The sequence below is a fragment of the Rhizobium sp. P28RR-XV genome, from assembly GCF_012641385.1.
GTDB lineage: Bacteria > Pseudomonadota > Alphaproteobacteria > Rhizobiales > Rhizobiaceae > Rhizobium.
In genome coordinates this window covers 42,525-59,491 of the sequence record NZ_JABAIG010000018.1, presented here as the reverse complement: position 1 = coordinate 59,491, position 16,967 = coordinate 42,525, and the positions used below count along the sequence as shown (strand labels likewise).

At 60.3% G+C, this 16,967-nt stretch carries 10 protein-coding genes; 1 reads left to right on the top strand and 9 read right to left on the bottom strand.

Annotated features, from left to right (window positions below):
• Positions 1–40 precede the first annotated feature (40 nt).
• The 6 genes from HGP12_RS29355 to HGP12_RS29330 all read right to left on the bottom strand — a co-directional run bounded on the left by HGP12_RS29355 (position 41) and on the right by HGP12_RS29330 (position 10,409).
• Positions 41–2,455 (bottom strand): cellulose synthase, encoded by a 2,415-nt coding sequence (locus tag HGP12_RS29355; RefSeq protein WP_168843080.1) that lies wholly within the window; start codon positions 2,453–2,455, stop codon positions 41–43.
• Positions 2,452–3,501, bottom strand: coding sequence for a glycosyl hydrolase family 8 (locus tag HGP12_RS29350; protein ID WP_168843052.1), 1,050 nt, complete (start codon positions 3,499–3,501; stop codon positions 2,452–2,454). The genes HGP12_RS29355 and HGP12_RS29350 overlap by 4 nt, the downstream gene beginning before the upstream one ends.
• On the bottom strand, positions 3,498–6,023 hold the full coding sequence (locus tag HGP12_RS29345) for a cellulose biosynthesis cyclic di-GMP-binding regulatory protein BcsB (RefSeq protein WP_168843051.1): 2,526 nt from the start codon (positions 6,021–6,023) through the stop codon (positions 3,498–3,500). The genes HGP12_RS29350 and HGP12_RS29345 overlap by 4 nt, the downstream gene beginning before the upstream one ends.
• A complete protein-coding gene (gene bcsA / locus HGP12_RS29340) occupies positions 6,023–8,212 on the bottom strand; it encodes a UDP-forming cellulose synthase catalytic subunit (protein ID WP_168843079.1) in 2,190 nt (729 codons plus the stop codon). Before bcsA ends, HGP12_RS29345 begins: the two co-directional genes overlap by 1 nt.
• A 60-nt stretch (positions 8,213–8,272) precedes the next feature.
• Positions 8,273–9,229 carry a cellulose biosynthesis protein BcsN gene (gene bcsN / locus HGP12_RS29335; protein WP_409527239.1) on the bottom strand — a complete coding sequence of 319 codons (957 nt, stop codon included), beginning with the start codon at positions 9,227–9,229 and terminating at the stop codon, positions 8,273–8,275.
• A 277-nt stretch (positions 9,230–9,506) separates the two neighbouring features.
• Positions 9,507–10,409: an alpha/beta hydrolase gene (locus tag HGP12_RS29330; protein ID WP_168843049.1), complete on the bottom strand. Its 903-nt coding sequence runs from the start codon at positions 10,407–10,409 to the stop codon at positions 9,507–9,509.
• Positions 10,410–10,709: 300 nt separating this feature from the next.
• On the opposite strand from HGP12_RS29330, the gene HGP12_RS29325 reads away from it, so the two are divergent.
• A complete protein-coding gene (locus HGP12_RS29325) occupies positions 10,710–12,893 on the top strand; it encodes a TonB-dependent siderophore receptor (protein ID WP_168843048.1) in 2,184 nt (727 codons plus the stop codon).
• A gap of 378 nt (positions 12,894–13,271) precedes the next feature.
• Here the strand turns inward: HGP12_RS29325 and fhuB are convergent, their stop codons facing one another.
• Genes fhuB through HGP12_RS29310 form a run of 3 tightly spaced genes read right to left on the bottom strand, consistent with a single transcriptional unit; the run spans position 13,272 to position 16,961 of the window.
• Complete coding sequence (gene fhuB, locus HGP12_RS29320) at positions 13,272–15,257, bottom strand: Fe(3+)-hydroxamate ABC transporter permease FhuB (RefSeq protein WP_168843047.1); 1,986 nt, start codon at positions 15,255–15,257, stop codon at positions 13,272–13,274.
• Positions 15,254–16,159, bottom strand: coding sequence for an iron-siderophore ABC transporter substrate-binding protein (locus HGP12_RS29315; RefSeq protein WP_168843046.1), 906 nt, complete (start codon positions 16,157–16,159; stop codon positions 15,254–15,256). Before HGP12_RS29315 ends, fhuB begins: the two co-directional genes overlap by 4 nt.
• Entirely contained in the window at positions 16,149–16,961 is an 813-nt protein-coding gene (locus tag HGP12_RS29310) for an ATP-binding cassette domain-containing protein (RefSeq protein WP_168843045.1), read from the bottom strand. The genes HGP12_RS29315 and HGP12_RS29310 overlap by 11 nt, the downstream gene beginning before the upstream one ends.
• Between the last annotated feature and the right edge of the window lie 6 nt (positions 16,962–16,967).

Below are 16,967 nucleotides of genomic sequence, written 5' to 3'. Positions count from 1 at the left end.
AACTTTATCGGTTTTCGATATGTTGTGAATCCGAGCGGCATCAATACCCGCCCGGCTGTGGGTGCTTGGCAAGCATGAGGTCCCGTAGCCCGCGGCTGCCGTCACGGTTGCCGGTAGCGGCGACTGCGGTGAAGATGAGTTCGGCATCGTCGTACATCTTGAGATTGAGATAGCAGTATCCGCGCAGCACCATGAGATCGACGCGCTCCTGCTGCAATTGCGCGCGCTGGTCGAGATAGAGCAGCGTCTCGTGGTAGCGCTTGCTCGAAAAGGCTGATAATGCGCGATCGGAGAGTATGGCCACCTGCAGTTCTGCAGCGCGTTGATGGTTCATTGGAGCCTTGGTTGCGGCCGCCGCTGCGTTGTTGGCGAGGCCTGCACGAAGATAGGCAAGGCTTTGGCCATAGGCAGCCTCTTCCCGCGACTTGGGATCGGTGTTGTTCAATGCAACGCCAAAGGCTTCCACGGCCTCCATCGGCCGATTGAGGTTCATCAGGCACCAGCCGCGCGACAAGGCATTGGCGGGCGTGAGCAGCTCCGCATTGACGGTGGTCGTGCATCCGGATGGCTGCCGCGCTGCGCGCGCAGGCGCTCTGGTGCGGGTTTCCGGTTCGGCATATTCGACTGGCGGGATACGCCGCCCAGGCACGACTGGCTGCGCCGCGATTGGCGCGTTGGCACTGGGCTGCGCTGCAGGAACTTGAGCTGCGACCTGAGGAGTAGCAGGCAATGCATATTGCGCGCTGCCCTGTGGCGTTGTCTGTGGTGGTGTTTGCGACGAGGCTTGCTCTGTCGGCTGCGCTGTCTGGTTGGGGGAGGGCAATGGCGCGGAGGTGGGTGAGCGCTGCGCCGGCTCGCCGAGGACGGCGATGCGTTGCGAGCGGCCGGCCCAAAGCCGTTGGACCTCGGCGACACCCTGCCGGTCGTTCAACTGATTGCGCGTGATTGCAAGACCATAGGCGGAAGGTTCGTCATCCGGCTTCCAGCGCAGGGCCGTCTCGAACCAGCGGGCGGCCGCCTGCGGTTGGTTCAGCGTGCGGGCGTACCAGCCGAATTGCTGTGCCGTCGGCACATATTTCTCTTTCACGATCTCGGCGGCAACGCGCTGCAACACGTCCTCACCGAGATTGGCGGGCGGCTGCAGGGCCATCAGATTGGCGGTCGCAGCAAGATAGGTCGCCATCGCATCCTTGGATTCGTTGCGCCATTTGTACATGGCGTCTTCGGCTTCCTGAGGCTTGTGGTCGGCAATCAGAACCAGGGCCAGTCCCTGGGAGATCGTTGCGGAATCGTCTTTCTCATGCGCGGCTTTGAACCATTGTCCAGCATCGCTGTAGTTGCCGCGGCGCAGATAGTACCAGCCAAGGAGCGTATCATCCGATGCCAGGCCCTGGCTGCGGGCGATACGTTCGACTTGAGACAGATAATCCTGCGCGACCGTCAGCTTGGGATCTTCATTGCCCTGGGCTACGAAACGGCGGGCAAGATCGGTCCTGATACTGTCAAACTCCCGTCCGCCATTGCCGTCGGGTCTCTCGAGCGCCAGCAAGTCCTGCATCGCCCGGTACGGTAGCAGGCCCGCAGCCTTCTGGATGGTGGCGAGCCTTTCCTGCGGATTGGTGCAGGCTTTCAGAACATATTTGTAGGCGTCCTCGCCGCGCGCCGCGCGATCCGTGCGGATGAAGGCCTCGGCAACACGCCAGAGGACGTCTATGTCGCTGCAGGTCAGCAGGCTCGGCGTGTTGGCGCCGACATCGATCACGGTCGCGTATTGTTTGAGGTCGGAGGCGTTGACAAGCCGTGTGCGGGCTTCTGCTATGTTAAGGCGCTCAAGGAGATCGGCGGGCGGCTGCCAGCCAGTTTCGGCCGTCTGGCGATCGGAAATGGCCTTGCGCACCTCTGCATAGCGGCCCTCCGAATAGAGCTGCCACATGGCCTCAAGCTGCTTGTCGCCATTTTGCGGGACAGCCAGCGGATCGGCGGGCGGCGTCCAATTGGGATAGAGCGCCTGCAGGCGCGAGATCTCGGCCTGCAGTCTTGCCTTGTCGCCACGGCTGGCAAAATAGCGCAGTGCGCTTTCATCCACCTTAGGCGGGTTATTGCCGGGTTGAGCCTGCCCCTGTTGCTGCGATGACGGCTGTTGTGTCGATTGCGGTGGCGGCGTGGTCTGTGCGACCGAATCCGATGTGACGGGGCTTGTCTGCTGCGTGCTCGAAGGCTCGGCAAGTACCGGGGATGGTGCGTTTGCCTGTATATGATCGGCAAGTGCCCGCAGATCGACGGGTTGTCCGGAGTTGCCGCCCTGCGTCATGTCGCCGGCGAGCGTGATCTGCGGTTCCAGGCGACTGGATTTTGCCAGCTTGATCTTGTCCTCAGGCGAGTCGTGATCCTTCGTTGCGAGCGTAAACCCCGCCACAGCGACGGCCGTGAAAGCCATAATCAAGGTGGACTTTATAAACACTCCGGGTGTTTCTCCGCGATGAAAGCCAGGCTCAATAGTTGCAAGGTAGCCGGGTAATAAAAGGATGGTGCGAACTGCCTGACCGAGGCCGGCAGTTTCGTTCCATTCACCACACACGCCACAACATGGTTAACAATTTCGTAACCGGGATCGGAAAGCTGGTCCTTCGGCCTGCCGGTTGTAAGGTCGATTGTCGCCGGCACATCTCCCTCGACAGTCATGCCTTGCCGCAGATGCGTGAGCAGGGCTTTGTCGTCTATGCCGGCCCGCGCCAGGTAAAGCGGGATCCTGACGGCATTATAGCCGAATTCCGCCTCGAAGCCGGCGGCGGGCTCCGGCTTGGCCTTCAGGCTGACCCAATCGGCCGGAAGCTTGCGTGGGCCGAACTGCATCGTGCGCAGCAAGGCTAGGCCATCGTCTTTCAGCTTCTGCCAGCGGTCGGAAGGCGCCAAGAGCGCCATGACCGGAAACGCCTCGAAGATCCAATAGGATGGATTGATGACAGGGCCGTCCTTGCGACCCGGCGGCAGATATCCATCCACACCCGGGATAAGCAGCGTCCGCCCTTCGGAATTGACGACCACATGCGAGAGGATTGCCTTGGCCATATTCGCAGCGGCCTGCAGATAGTCCTTCCTGTGCCAGGCCGATCCTGCAAGCGCCAGGGCATAGGCGATCAACATGTCGCCGTCGGAAGCGTCGTTCGTGTCCGTGACGTGAGGCGTGACGGCAGGATCCCATTTCCAGACGGCGAGACCATCGTCGCGGAGCAGGAGTTCTGTGCGGGTAAAATACCAAATCTGCTCGAAATCGGCCGGATTGTTGGCGAGATAGGCAAGCAGCAGACCGTAGCCTTGCCCTTCGCTGTGGCTGATACCATTATTGCCGTTGTCAATGATACGGCCGTTCTGATCGAGGAACCTCGCTTTATAGGCCGCCCAGGCTTGCGGATCGATCGCGGCACGCTGAGCTGCGAGTGGCTGGACCGCCATCAGGGCGGTTGCGGTGCAGATCGCAAGAAGGGAGCGCCAGCCTCTCATTCGCGCCTGCCGATCTTCGAAAGCACGCTCGCCGTGCTGATGCCGAGCAGGAAGGCGGCGGCTACGAACAGGAGTGCGTAGGACAGTATGTTGCTGGAAAGCCAGTTTGCGGCGATCAACCGATAGTTTGTCAGCGACCAGGGCTGGGAGGTGATGAAGGTGAAGCGGCTGACGGGAGTTGTATCGATCTTTCCGGTCTTGCCAGAATAGACGGTGATGCGTCCGCCGATCTCAGACCATGTGCTCTGCGCGGTCATTGCCTCCACGCCTGAGCGCAGATCCTGGGCGCTCGGTGCGGTCACAACGGTCCAGCCTGCATCATTGGTCGGATTTGCCTCCTGGGCGATCAGAAGGCTGTTGGCGTTCGACGGCGTGAACACCTGCTCCGAGCTGGGCATGAAGCGCAGCGAGCTCAGCGTGATATCGAAATTGCGATGCAGCCATTGCTGGAAGTGTTCCATCTGCCCTTGCAGCAATCCGCCGCTGATGCGGGAGCGCCAATCGGCGATCGTCACGGAGGCTTCCGGCGTGCCGGGCTGACCCGGGGCGGGCGGACGCCAGGCTACCTGGCTCGACGAGGAGATGTTCATTTGCGTGAGGACCGTCGACGGCAGTTGTGAGACGGAGCCGATGAACAGCGCGTTGCGGGTCCCGACTGTGTTTGAGGAGGCCGTCGGGTCGACGGCGATGGGATGTCCGGCAATGAGCGCCATTCGACCCAGGAGTGTCGCGGCCGCAGATAGCGTGTCGGCATCCGCCCGGTCGATGAAAAGCGCGGTCGGCTCGCTGCCACGATTGTAGGGGTAGCCGGTACCGGCGAATGCGGCAAGGTTGGGCCGCTGCGCAACCCTCGCAAAATCCGGGATGCGGAACTGGCTGGTATCGAACAAAGCAAAACGGGGTGTCGTGCTCGACGTTGCGGCCGGCGCGCACACGGAATCCTCGTCGGCCAGCAATATGGCTTCCAGCGTGATCGTGTTCAGGCCTGGCTTGAAATGGCGCATGGTGATGCGGATGGGCAGCTGCCGGAAGATGCCGCCCCCGGTCGCGGTGATCGGCTTCGTCGTGGCGATGCTGCCGTTGACGTAGACGTCGATATGGCTGCCCGGCCGCACATCCTTGGCATAGGCTGCATCAAGCAGGATGGTGGCTTCCCCATAGGCGTTCGCGTAGAAATCGGATGGAATTGCCACATTGAAGCTGGTGTGGAAGCGCCGCCCGGAGAATTCGGTGGTTTTGACCCCCAGCTGATCGAAGGAGAGGCTGGTATCGGAGTAGATCAGCGGCGCATCCGGGGCCGTCCAGCGCTGTGTCACCAGCAGATCGCGGCGGGTATTAGGGTCGCGGTCGGTCGGAGAAACCACCATATCGATTGCAGAGGAAATCGCCTGCCAGGATGGACCGCTGATAAGCAAGAGCTGCTGACCGCTACGCGGATCGGTCGCAAACGTTGCCAGAGCTCCATTTTGCGCCGCGGCCGGAACGGCAAAGACGGGTTGCAATTCCGCCGGCGTGCCGACGATAACGGCCATTTTGCCAGGACCTGGCAAGGGCAGCGCGTCCGTGTCGAACGAGAAGGTTTCGTTGGGCATTCCGCTGAGCAGGGCAAGGCCCTGCGCGAGGCGCAGGATCGGCTTGGTCGTCCCGGGTTGGGCAAGCGCCGGCACCACAAGATTGAACTGTGTCTTTCCGGCTCCGTCGACACCGATCGCGCGGATTGCATCGGTGGTCGATAGTCTTTCCGCCTCACTGCTGGCGAAGCTCAGATAGGTTTTCGCGGGATCGATGTCCGACCAGAGCTCGTAGGTCGAGGGGATATCGCAATCGACGCGGTGGCGTTGCGCTACCTCGAAGGTCAGCAGATTGGCGCCGGGTTGCAGAAGCCCGCGCGGCACGTCGAAAGTGACATCCGATTCGTTATCGGAGGAGCCGATCTGCTGCTGGTGCACGACGCGGTCGTTCAATAGGACGGTAAGCTGCGATGTTTCCGGAGCAACGACGACAGCGTTCTGATAGGCAAAGCTCAATTTCGCCGGTGCCGCTGCCTGTTCGGGCGTCAGATAGATCGACCAGGACCTGCGATCGGCCTCACCCTCCAATCGCAATTTGGCGAAAGGAACGACATAACGCCGAAACGCGGGAGTGGATGCAATGGCGGTCGCCGGTTTTGCCTTCGGCGTTGCCTGCGGACTTGCCTGAGCTGGGGCGACGGGTGTTGTGGCCTGCGGGGCAGCGGTTTGCGGCGTGCCGGCTGGCGGCGTTGTGACCAGAGGCGGGGTAACCTGTGGAGTAATGGTCTTAGGTGCAATGGCCTGGGGAATTGCGGCTGAAGGCGCCGTCGTCTTGGGTGGTTCGACCTGTGGTGTCGTCGTCTGCGGTATGATGGTCTGCGGTACTGTCGGCGATGCGCCCTTCGGCCGCTCGCCCGACATGTCGAAAGGTGCTGTCTGCGCCTGCGCGGCCGCAGCGCCAAGAAGAATAATAAGAGTAAGAAGAATATGGGTAGGCAGGATACGGTTCATCAGCTTCTCGCCTTCGCCTCCCGCCGCTGCTGGGGGCGATCCGAGCCCACGCCCCTGAAGAGATAGATCAAACCGCGGCTGGTCTGATAGAACGACAGGCTCAGGAACCAGATCGTTCCCCGGATGATGCCTGGGTTGCGCCGTCGCGCTTGCTGGAACTTCGTCCATTGATCGGAATTGGCGAAGACGAGATCGGCAATCAGGCGATGGTCGGCAGCGCCCTTCGGGATATACTGGCACCCAATGGCTGTGATGTCGCCCATATGCTCGATATTGCGGATCGCGACCGACAAGGTCACCATGTCGGCACCACTATAGGGCTGGAAGCGAATGGTGGCTTCCGAACCGACCTTGATCGATGCCATCCCCCTGTTGAAGACGTTCAGCCTGGCGCCATGGACGGAAACATCCTCGATGGATGCGGAGTTCCAGTTGCCGTCGGTCCCGAATTCGCTGCGCCGATCCACCCTGACGCGCCGAGAGGATGCCCGCTCCCCGCGTTCCGAGACGACGCCAAGTGCGCAGCCGGATAGGATGAGATTGATGAGGTTCCAGCCCCCGACGACGAGCGTCACATCCGCCTTATAGGGTTCCGCATAGACGCGGTATATGGTGACCGCCAGCGCAATGACCTGAACGGCGAAGATGACGAAGAACGGACGGCTGATCTCCGAGAGCCGGCTGACGGCGATCGATTCGTCCTTGGCGGTGACCTTGAAGGTCGGCTTACGCGGATTGAGCATGACCGAAACGACGGCGGGCAATAGATGCACCGTCTGGACATATTCATAGAGCTCGGAAATCCACGGCCAGCGGAACGAGCCATAGAGGTAATTCTGCATCATCAGGTTCACGAGCATGTAGGCAAGCGTGTAGGCGAGGAATTCGCTGCCCGACGCCGTAAAGATCTCGAGGTCGAAGAACAGATAGAAAAGCGGCGCGAACAGGAAAATGACGCGCGGGAATGGAAAGAGCCAAAAGAGCGTCGAAGACATGTAGCAGAGGCGCTGCGGCAGCGTCAGGCCGCGCTTCAGGAGAGGAAAGCGGAAGCGCAGGATCTGCATCATGCCCTGCGCCCAGCGGCTGCGCTGGCCGATGAAGCTGGCAAAGGTCGCCGGCTGCAGGCCGGCAATCAGCGGCTTGTCGACATAGATGCTGTTCCAGCCGGCTCCGTGCAGCGCAAGCGCGGTTTCGCAATCCTCAGTGATGCTGATGCCGCTGAAGCCGTTTTGCGATTCCAATGCCCGACGGCTGAGTACCGCGGCAGACCCGCAGAAAAAGGCCGCGTTCCATTTGTCCAGGCCGCGCTGAATGATGCCGTAGAACATCTCGTTCTCGCTCGGCATGCTGTCGAAGGTGCGCAGGTTGCGCTCCAGCGGATCAGGATTGATGAAGAAATGCGGCGTCTGCACGAGGAAGAGCTTTGGATCGTCCTCGAAATATCCGACCGTTTCGAGTAGAAAATCGCGCGCAGGCGCATGGTCGGCGTCGAAGACGGCAATCAACTCGCCGCTCGAATGCTCCAGCCCGTTGTTGAGGTTGCCGGCCTTTGCATGTTCGTTGCGCTCGCGCGTCAGATATTCGACGTCCAGATCGGCGCAAAGCTGCTTGAGTTCATTGTGGCGTGCGATCGCAGCCTGTGATTCCAGAACCTTCGTCGAGTTGCGCTTTTGCGCGGTGCCACCGTCGTCCAACAGCCAAACCCTGAGCTTATCGGCCGGATAGTCCATCGCCTTGGCCGAGGCGAGCGTATTGGCAAGCAGATTGGTATCTTCATTATAGGATGGTACGAATACGTCCACCGTCGGGAAATTCTGTGTCTTTGTCGCGCGTGCGGTGCGTGGAGGCAGGGGTGTTGCGACGATGAACAGGCTGAGCATCAGCATCGCGACATTGTACATTTCGGCGAGATAGAGCAGCAGGCCCGGGATGAAGTTTTCCGGCTGGTTGATCGGCGGCAGCGTGTAGGAGGTGCGCCAATAGACATAGCGCAGCACGATGGCGGTGCCGAAGGCCAGGGCGATCAGCCGCCAGGTACCCTGGCGCTTGAGGACCTTGATGACCGCCATGATGGTAACGACAACCGTGCCGGCAATCAGCTGGGTTTGAAGGTTGACCGGCAATGTGATCAGCACGATGCCGCATAGCGCTATCACGGCCCATATAAAGATGCTGCGTGCTGTGTGCATCGGTGTCCCTTCAAAGGTATTGCCAGACGCCATCCTGGCGTCTCCAAGCCGTTCCGCTTGCTAGCGGCACGCCTGGGATATGCCAGCTTCTGCGTTACAGTCCGGTAAAGGCACGATGATATTGCTTGCCGTATTTGTGGGTGGTGGCTGTACCATCGAGCTTGGCCCGCTTGCGCCATTCGTCTGTGGCTCCTTGCTCTGCCCCTCCGGCAAGGGTACGCGTGGCCCGATCATTGGCGGCAAAGTCGGCTGGATCTGTGGCTTCGGCTGTGAAACGGCCGGGCGATGAATGACAACGGGACGCACTGCCGGAGGGCTGTTTTGATAGCCAACGCTGATCGGCGGTGTACGATAGGCCGTTGTGTCGGGATAGACCAGCTGGCCGGGCTTGCCGAGGACTGCATCGGCGCCGCGAGGCTCGCCGAAGGGGCTCAGTGCGGCACCGGTGAAATGGCCGGCGATTGTGTAACCATAGACCGTGCTCAGGAGCTGGCGTTCCGTCGCATGGGCGTCGCAGAGCCGGATGCGCACCTGCACCATGCCGAAATTGCGTTGCTCCTGCGATGGGGCTAAGCCGGCCTTCACCTGCTGCCAGGCATAGAGGCAGGTATCGCCGGCCCTGCTTTGGCCGGAGGCATAGCCAAAGGGTCCGTAGCCGTTCTGGACGAATATCGCCGAGCGAGCGAGCCGCACACCGGGGATCGCCGCCGCCATTTCACGAGCGATTGCACGCTCGCTGACCGTATCGAACGGCCTGCTTCCGAGCCCAGGATTCGAGCCGGTTATACCGAGAAACTGCACCTTGAGAAAATTCTGGCCGGGAACGGAAGAGGACGTGAAAAGAGAGATTGTCTGCTCGACGTCCTTGGCATGCCTGCGTTCTACGACATTGATGATCGCCGGGCCACCTGGGGGCGGGAAGGCCAGCGCCTTGTCGGCAGCAACAGTTTCCACGCCGATCGACTGGCGAACCTGGCCGGTTGTGGAGCATCCGACACCAAGACAGGCCAATATCATCAACGCTATTGCTTTTGAAAAATGCATCTCGGGATCGCGGCAATCGTGTGGTCACATTCATCGCAAATTGCGCGACGCTCTTTAGAATCAAGCCCTTGTATTCAGTATAGCAAAGAAAGGCGATTATGGTTAATCGAGGGTTAATTTCGCTTGATTGACTCTCCGAAGCGGCCGGAAATCCGCGCCGAATACAGCCTGTCGCGCCGACTGCGCGAGCAGGCGACACGTTGCGAAGAATGCGGTAGAGCCGCAAGCGGCAAGCGGATGAATTTTCTAACTATTTCATCCCGCGAAATGCGATCTGTACAGCCCGGTTCAAGGCGACCGGCAGCACCGACATATGGTTCTCTCCGGCATATTCCTCGAAGGTTACCGTTTCTGTGGACGAAGTCAGCTTAGCCCATCTGCGCGCCATCTCGCGGGCGAGCTGCACCGTGCGGGTTTCCTTTGCGCGTTCCAGTCGCTTTTGTTCCTCCGGCGTACCCTTGTGAAAGGGCGCAAGGGTCTCGCCTTCATATTGGCCGGCGGAAAGATGCAGTTCAATATCGAGAGTGTCCTGAAGTCCGTCGAGAAATGCACTCTCGGTCGACAGAATAGCGGCGTCTTCCCAGTAGATCGCCGGGCTTGCCGAAATCCAGCGGTTGAAGGCCGCGGGTTTCGTCAGCAGTGCGTAAAGCACGAAAAGGCCGCCGAACGAATGGCCGAAGAGCGTCTGACGCGATCGGTCGATCGGAACCTGCTCTTCGACCCAGGGCTTCAATTCGTTTTCGATCAGCGCCAGGAAATGCTCCCCGCCGCCTGTCCTCACATCGGGCGTGTCCGGAAAGAACGGTGGATAGACCCGGCCCGGCGGTGGGCTCAGGTCCCAGGAACGGCGAAGCGGATCATACGGCTCGTCCGTGGGATAGCCGATGGCGACGACGACGCCTTCGCCGACATTGGTTCCGTTCGGGTAGCTTGCCTGCACCTTCAGCGCATCGACGGCAGTGGCAAAGCAGGCGTTGCCATCCGTCAAATAGAGGACCGGCCATCCCTCCGGCGGAACCGGCTTGCTGGGGCGATAAAGAAAAATCCTGTGCGGCTGATCGGCATTCTCAAATTTCAGATCGGCGAACGTGCAGCCGGCAAGCGCGACGGACGCCGGGACTTCGGCTGCTTCAGGTAATGACGGTTGGGGCATGATATCTCCGGCTGACCGAATATTGGGAACGCCGGATTGCGTGGCGTCCCCAATGAAAAAGATGACGGGTTTCCTCATATTATCGGAGGTGCAATCTGACAAGCCGCTCAAATGAAGCGGTAATGCAAGGTATGGCTGTGCAATTTTGGCAGGCCCTGGATTAAGCAAGCCATTTTGCAACAAGGGTTCGGAATTCAACAAAAAAAAGATGATTTAAATACTCATGTATTCTTGACGCCGGCTGCACCCGCGAACTAATTTGCGCCATCTTTTTCAGGAACGGGTAGGCGAAAAGGGAATATGAAGCAGGGATCACATAATTATATCAATAACTTGATGCGTAAGAGGTTCCGCCTTGCGAGCAGTGCCACCGCACTTGCCACGGTCTTTGCGCTGAGCGGAAATGCTTTTGCGCAGGATTCTAATGCAAACAGCGGCAACGCGACCCAGCTCGCGCCGATCGTCGTCAGTGGTCAGTCGAGCGACGCAAGCGACAATACGACGATAGCGGCAAAGAAAAGCCAAGGCGCCACCAAGATCAGCACGCCTCTGGTTGAAACGCCTCGCTCCGTTTCAGTCATAACCAAAAAGGAAATGGAGGAGCGTGGTGCGCAGGATATCATCGAAGCCGTTCGTTATTCCGCCGGCGTTCAGACCGGCTCCTACGGCTTCGATCCACGCTTCGACCAGATCTATATTCGTGGCAATGACGTCACCACTAATGGCGACTATCGCGACGGATTGCGCCAGCCCTATATGAATTACGGGATGTTCCGGACCGATTCCTATGCGCTCGACAGGGTCGAGGTGATCAAGGGGCCGGTATCGGTGCTTTATGGCGCCGGCTCGCCGGGCGGTATCGTCAACAAGATATCGAAGCTGCCGACGGAGGAAACGATCAGCGAGGTTGGAGTTCTCTACGGAACATCGGATCGCGCCCAGACGATGTTCGATTTCGGCGGCCCGGTCAGCAAGGACGACGACACGATGCTGTACCGGATCGTCGGCCTGGCACGAAAGGGCGATACCAATTTCGATATTGCTGACGACCGCTATTTCATCCAGCCGTCCTTCACCTGGAAGCCTGACGACGCGACGAAATTTACCGTCTACGGATCGGCGCAGTCCACCGAGGTCGACGCCAATGTCGGCGCGCTGACCAGCCCCGATGGCAACGTCCTCAAGCTGCGCGAAAGCGATCCCGACTACGATTACCAGAAGACCCGCCAGCAGCAGGTAGGCTACCAGTTCGAGCACGAATTCGACGGCGGCTTCACCTTCCGCCAGAATCTTCGTTTCTCCCACCTGGACCTGAAAGCGCGCTATCTCGGTACCTACGGCTGGACCGGAAATGTCGCCCATCGCGGAGCGACTGCGATCAGCGATGCTATCAATGTCTTCCAGGTCGACAACCAGCTGGAATCCAAATTCGATACTGGGCCGGCCGCCCACACCATGCTGTTCGGCCTGGACTACACCCATATGAACGATTCCTTCGCATATGGGATGGATGCGACGGCCAACCCCGCCTACGATTTCGATATTGATAATCCGACCTATGGCGTATCAGGCCCAACGCCGGAGTACAATTTAAGCCGGGTCGATGCCAGCCTGCAGCAAATCGGCGCCTATGCGCTCGATCAGATCGAGCTCGACAAATGGCGCTTCACGCTCGGCGGGCGCCAGACCTGGGTCAAACAGTCGACCGACACGACTTTCGTTTCTTCCGGAACGACCACGGACGACAAACTCAGCAAGAACGCATTTTCCTATCAGGCTGGTGCGCTCTATCTCTTCGACAACGGCATTGCGCCCTTCACCAGCTATTCGACCTCCTTCAATCCGGTTACCCAGCGATCCGCATCCGGCAGCATCCTGGATCCCACCAAGGGCGAACAGTACGAACTGGGCGTGAAATACCAGCCGCCAGGCACCGACATTCTGCTCTCGGCCGTCGCCTATCATCTCGTCGAGAAGAACAAGCCCGTGCTGGTCGATCCACTGACGGGTATCTATGCCTCGCTCGGAGAGGTGACCAACAAAGGCATCGAACTGGAAGCCAGGGCAAATATTACCGATGGCTGGGATGTGATTGCCGCTTACTCCTACAACCATTCCGAAATCACCCGTGGCGACAACGCCGGCAATGCGCCTGCCGTGACGCCCAAGAGCATCGCCAGCCTGTGGTCGAATTATACCTTCCAGGATGATTCGGCAGCAAAAGGCCTCACCGTCGGCGCCGGCATCCGCTACACGGGCGAAACCTACACCAGCACGGCCAACACCGCCAAGAATGACGCAAGCTTCTATCTGGACGCGGCGCTCTCCTACGACTTCGGTGCGATCGACCAGAAATACAAAGGCCTCACCGCCTCCGTCGACCTCCGCAACATCGCCAACCGCCGCCTGGCGGTCTGCAATGAGGGTTATTGCTACCTCGGCCAGGGGCGCAATGTCACGGCGTCGCTGAAGTATCGGTGGTAGGTGTATGGCGGGCGTCTCGTTGTGGGGGCGGTCCTGATGTATCTCCAAACTCGGCGAGATCTGCTTCGTAGCTTACTGCTAACTGTATTGTGTAGGAACGGCCAAGATTATGGGCATCCACTCTCCTTTTTCGCCGTGCTCCAGCGGCTCCGGAGTGGGCACGGATGGTGGTGGAAGCGATTGATAACCCAGTCAAGGTCGGCTTTCTGCGCCAACGTGGTTAGAGCTTTCCGGTGCTTCTCGAAGCGGGATGGCTGCCAGCTTTCAATTTGCAAATCGGTTGCGTTGGACAATGGCAATGGCACACCTAATGCAAAGCGTCATTAGTGTACCATATTCACGATCTTACAAAGTGTACATATGGCAAAGGTGAAGGGGTCATTTCGATCGATTTATCAGCATCACCAGCAGCACTGGCGCCCCCACGAGTGCTGAGACGAGGCCGGCGGGCATTTGATATGGGAACGCGATCATTCTGCCGAACCAGTCCGCAAGCACCATCAGGCCACCGCCTGCCAGCGCTGCGCCGGCGAGTTGGGGCGCGGCGCCTTGCAATCCGAGCTCTCTTGCCAGATGCGGGCCCATGAGGCCGATGAAGCTCAAGGGGCCGAGGATGAGTGTGGCGGCGGCGGTCATGGTTGCGGCCAGCGCAAAGAGGCAGGCGCGGGCGAGATTGACGCGGATGCCGATCGCTTGCGCTGCTTGTGGACCGAGCGGTAAAAGATCGAGCCATCGATGGGCGAGGAATGCAAGTGCAAGGCCTGCCGCCGCTGCGGTTGTCGCGGCAATTGCCTTTGGTGTATCAACAAGATAGGTCGAGCCGCTCATCCATTGCATGACGATCATTGTACGAGGATCGCCGCCGGCGGCGAGCACGCTGATGAAGGCATCCAGCATGGCCCCGAGTGCGATACCTGTTAGAAGCACACGCTCGGGCGCGAAGCCCGATCGGACGCCGAAAAGGAAAATGGCGACGAGGACGGCGAAAGCGCCGAGACCGCCGAAGCCGAGCTGCGCGACAATGCCTGGAGCAGGCAGCAGAAAAAGCGCGGCGGTGACGCCCAGGGTCGCGCCCGCGGAAATGCCCAGCACCTCGGGGCTCGCCATCTCGTTGCCGCTCAGCCGTTGCAGGATGGCGCCGACAACGCCCAGCATCATGCCGGCGGCAAAGGCGCCGGCGATGCGTGGCAGCCGATAGGGCAGCACGTCGGGCCAATGCATATAGGTGAGGAACGTCCACGCGCCGTCCGGTGCGCGCCCGAAGAAGACCGCACCGGCTAGCAGAAGGGCGAGCGCCGGAATTGAGGCAACCAGCAGCGCTTTCGGTGTTCGCATGGCGCGGTTCGCATCCTGCGACGGGTTCGCAACATTGCGCTGCACCGTCTTCAGGCGCGGCAGCATCAGAAGCAGAAGCGGTGCGCCGAGCAAGGCTGTAATGGCTCCTGTCGGAAGGAAGGTCGAAGATGCGCCGGAAAGGAGCACCAATGCTTCATCCGTCAGAAGCAATAGTCCTGCGCCGATGAGGGGAGACCAGACGAGTTGGCTCTTCATCTGCCGGGCGCCGGCAATCTGGGTGACGCGCGGCGCGATCAAACCGATAAAGCCGATGACGCCGACGGCACTGGTGACGATGGCAGCAAGCGCAATCGCGATGCAGACGGCAGCGATACGTGTTCGTTTCACCGATAGCCCAAGTCCGCTGGCGCCGCTGTCGCCTAGCTCCATGAGCGAGAGCGGCCGCGCCATCAGCAGGGCTGCGGCGAAGAGGATGACGATCTTGGGAAGGAGAGAAAGTGGAATGGTCCAGCTTTGCTGCGCCAGCGATCCGGCGCCCCAGATGAAGAGGCCGGAAAGGTAGCGATCGTTCATCAGGACGAGAATGGCGGCGAGCGCGCCGCTCCAGACGCCGACGATCAATCCGGCAAGGACGAGCGCCAGGGGCGAGAAGCCGCGTCTTGCGCCGATGAGGAAAACAACGGCCGCGGCTGCGGCACTCCCGAACAGGGCGACCGCATCGCGGCTAAGGCCTTGTACGGCGGGGAAGGCGAGCATGACGGCCACCAGCGCAAGGTTGGCACCCGCGGAAATGCCGAGCGTCGAGGGAGAGGCCAGCGGATTGCGCAGCACCTGCTGCAACAGGCTTCCTGACAGCGAGAGCGCGGCACCGGCCAGCAACGCCGTCATAATTCTCGGCAGCGTCGAATAGAGCAGCAGCAGACGCTGCGGATCGTAACCGGCTTCCTGCGTCATCAGACGTGAAAAATCAGGGGCCAATTGATGCCAGGAGAGGAGACCGGCGAGTGCCAGCAGCGTCAGCGCCACGGCCGGAGCACCTAGGGGATTGTTTGCTTCGATGCGGGTCATGCGAATTTTTCCAGATGATCGAGCAGGATGCGCGCAAAGCGTTCCGCTTCCTGTACCATGCCGAACATCAAGGTGCCCGGCAGCACCGATACGCGCCCGGCCCGCACGAAGGGGAGGCTGGTCCACAACGGACTATCCCGCAGGTTGTCGAGGACGTTGGGTGGGAGCAGAGGTTCGAATGCGATCAGGCGCAGGCTTTGATCGAGCGTTGCCAATTGCTCCAGCCCGATTGTCTCGAAGCCCCAATAGTCGCCAGGCCCGGTCCACGCATTCTTCAGGCCGATCCTGGTCATGACGTTCTGGTAGAGGCCGGCACCGCAATAGATACGGGCGTGGCGGGTGTCGACAAAATTGATGAGCGCCAATGGCGGAGGGTTGAGCTTCTTCACCCGCATTGCGCAATCGTCGAAGAATTGCTCGGACCGGGCAAGGAAATCTTCCGCGTGGGACCGTCGCCCGATGGCGTCGGCAAGCAACCGTGTCGCCGTGATGGAACGCTGCAGTGCCTCGCCGCCATCGGCATAGATTGTCAGTTCCAAGACCGGCGAGATCGCTTCCAGCCGCGGCTTCAGGGGAGCGAGATAGGGCGTCGTCAGGATCAGTGCCGGCTTCACGCTGGCCAGAACCTCGAGATTGATCTCGCTGGTGGTGCCGAGATCGATGACGCCATCAGGCATTTTCGGTTCGACGACCCATGTGTTCCAATCGGCAAGGGAGGCGATTGCCGCCGGCGTGACGCCGAGTGCAAGCAGCGTCGAGGCCAGGCCATAGTCCAGCGAGACGATCGGGCCTGATATCGGCCCGGCTGCCATTCCCGCCCGTGGAACGGCACAAAGCGCTGCGGCGGCAAGAAGCGCGCGGCGGGATAACTTCAGGGTTTCGAAGCTGCGTTCAGATGACATAGGCAAGCGGCGTCCCATGCACAGGGTGGGCCGTGACGCCCATGTTGGCGCCGTAGATCGTATGCAGCGTCTCGGCTTTCATGAGGCTTGGTGAGGGGCCGGTTGCAATCAGGCGACCTTGCTTCAGCGCATGCAGATGATCGCAGAAATGCGCCGCGACGTTGATGTCGTGCAGGACGAGGATAACACTCAAGTCCTTTGTTCGGCAAAGCTCCCGCACAAGCCCGAGAATTTCCATCTGATGGGCGATGTCGAGCGCCGAAGTCGGCTCGTCGAGCAGCAGGCAGCGGCTGTCCTGGGCGACCAGCATCGCGATCCAGACGCGCTGGCGCTCGCCGCCGGAAAGCGTATCCACCATCCGGCCCGCAAGGGTATCGACATGCGTCAGCTTCATGGCCGTCTCTACCTTTTCGCGGTCGAGATCGGTGAAGCGACCGAGCGCTCCATGCCAGGGATAGCGCCCGCACGCGACAAGCTCCTCGACCTTCATGCCGGCAGCCGATGTGGTGTCTTGCGGCAAATAGGCGACGGCGCGCGCGAAAGCACGCGTGTCATAGGCGCTGACTGCTGCGCCGTCGAACAGGATGCGACCGCCCGTCGGCTGAATCTGCCGCGCCAGCAATTTGATCAGCGTGGATTTGCCGGAGCCGTTATGGCCGATCAGGCCGGAAATTTCGCCGGCTTTGAAGCTGATATCGAGCGGGTGAAGAATGGTTTTGCCATCGACCTCGAAACGCAAGCCTTCCGTCGTGAAAGCCGTTGCATGCTGCTGATCGTTTCGGGCAGTCGTTTCGTCTTTCATTATCGT